This window comes from Glycomyces tarimensis, assembly GCF_054776215.1.
The window spans coordinates 1-1,725 of record NZ_BAAHCB010000054.1 but is presented as its reverse complement, the minus strand read 5'-3'; the positions used below and the strand labels follow the sequence as shown (position 1 = coordinate 1,725).

At 58.1% G+C, this 1,725-nt stretch carries 1 rRNA gene; it reads right to left on the bottom strand.

What is annotated here, in order from left to right:
* Nucleotides 1-1,725, bottom strand: a 23S ribosomal RNA gene (locus ACYVK3_RS21835); the annotation flags it as partial.

The window sequence follows — 1,725 nt, the reverse complement described above, 5'->3', positions numbered from 1 at the left end:
GCCTATCAACCCGGTCATCTCCCGGGCGCCTCACCAACCTCACGGCTGACGGAGATCTCATCTCGAAGCACGCTTCCCGCTTAGATGCTTTCAGCGGTTATCGCTCCCGAACGTAGCCAACCAGCCATGCCCCTGGCGGGACAACTGGCACACCAGCGGTTCGTCCATCCCGGTCCTCTCGTACTAGGGACAGCCCTTCATCAAATCTCCTGCGCGCGCGGCGGATAGGGACCGAACTGTCTCACGACGTTCTAAACCCAGCTCGCGTGCCGCTTTAATGGGCGAACAGCCCAACCCTTGGGACCAACTCCAGCCCCAGGATGCGACGAGCCGACATCGAGGTGCCAAACCATCCCGTCGATATGGACTCTTGGGGAAGATCAGCCTGTTATCCCCGGGGTACCTTTTATCCGTTGAGCGACACCACATCCGTACGTCGGTGCCGGATCACTAGCCCCTGCTTTCGCACCTGCTCGACCCGTCGGTCTCACAGTCAAGCACCCTTCTACGCTTACACTCACCGACCGGTTTCCAACCGGCCCGAGGGCACCATTGGGCGCCTCCGTTACCATTTAGGAGGCAACCGCCCCAGTTAAACTACCCACCAGGCACTGTCCCCCAACCCGATCAGGGCTGCAGGTTAGACACATCATCAAGCCAGAGCGGTATTTCACCAACGCCTCCACCCCAACTAGCGTCGAGGCTTCCCAGGCTCCCGCCTATCCTACACAAACCAGACCATGCGCCAATACCAAGCTATAGTAAAGGTCCCGGGGTCTTTCCGTCCTGCCGCGCGAAACGAGCATCTTTACTCGTACTGCAATTTCGCCGAGCATGTGGTTGAGACAGCGGAGAAGTCGTTACGCCATTCGTGCAGGTCGGAACTTACCCGACAAGGAATTTCGCTACCTTAGGATGGTTATAGTTACCACCGCCGTTTACTGGCGCTTCAATTCACCACGACACCCCGAAGGGCTAATGGATCCTCTTAACGTTCCAGCACCGGGCAGGCGTCAGTCCATATACCTCACCTCACGGCTTCGCATGGACCTGTGTTTTTAGTAAACAGTCGCTTCTCCCTGGCCTCTGCAACCCCCGCTCGCTCCTACACGCTTCGTGCCACAAGCAAGGGCCCTCCTTCTCCCGAAGTTACGGAGGCAATTTGCCGAATTCCTTAACCACACATCACTCGAACGCCTCAGTATACTCTACCTGACTACCAGTGTCGGTTTCGGGTACGGGCCGAGCACCACTCGCTAGAGGCTTTTCTCGACAGCACGGGATCACCGAATTCAGTCAAACGACCTATGCTTCAGCGCTCACCCTGCGGATTCCTCCGCTGTCCTCCCGGATTTACCTGGGAAAACGGGCTACCACCTTACCCCGCCTGATCCACCAGACGGTACGACTACCCCACTGCGTCACCCCATCACTACGCTACACACGGAAAGGACCCCGACCAGTCACCAGCACACACCAGACCGAAGCCTGACACGCACCAACTCCCAACCGGTTAGCACAACCGCTATCGCTCATACGCGGCACTCGGGTACCGGAATATCAACCGGTTCTCCATCGACTACGCCTCTCGGCCTCGCCTTAGGCCCCGACTAACCCAGAGCGGAACAACCGTCCTCTGGAACCCTTAGTCAATCGGCGGACCGGATTCTCACCGGTCTTTCGCTACTCATGCCTGCATTCTCACTCGCGTCAAATCCACCACCG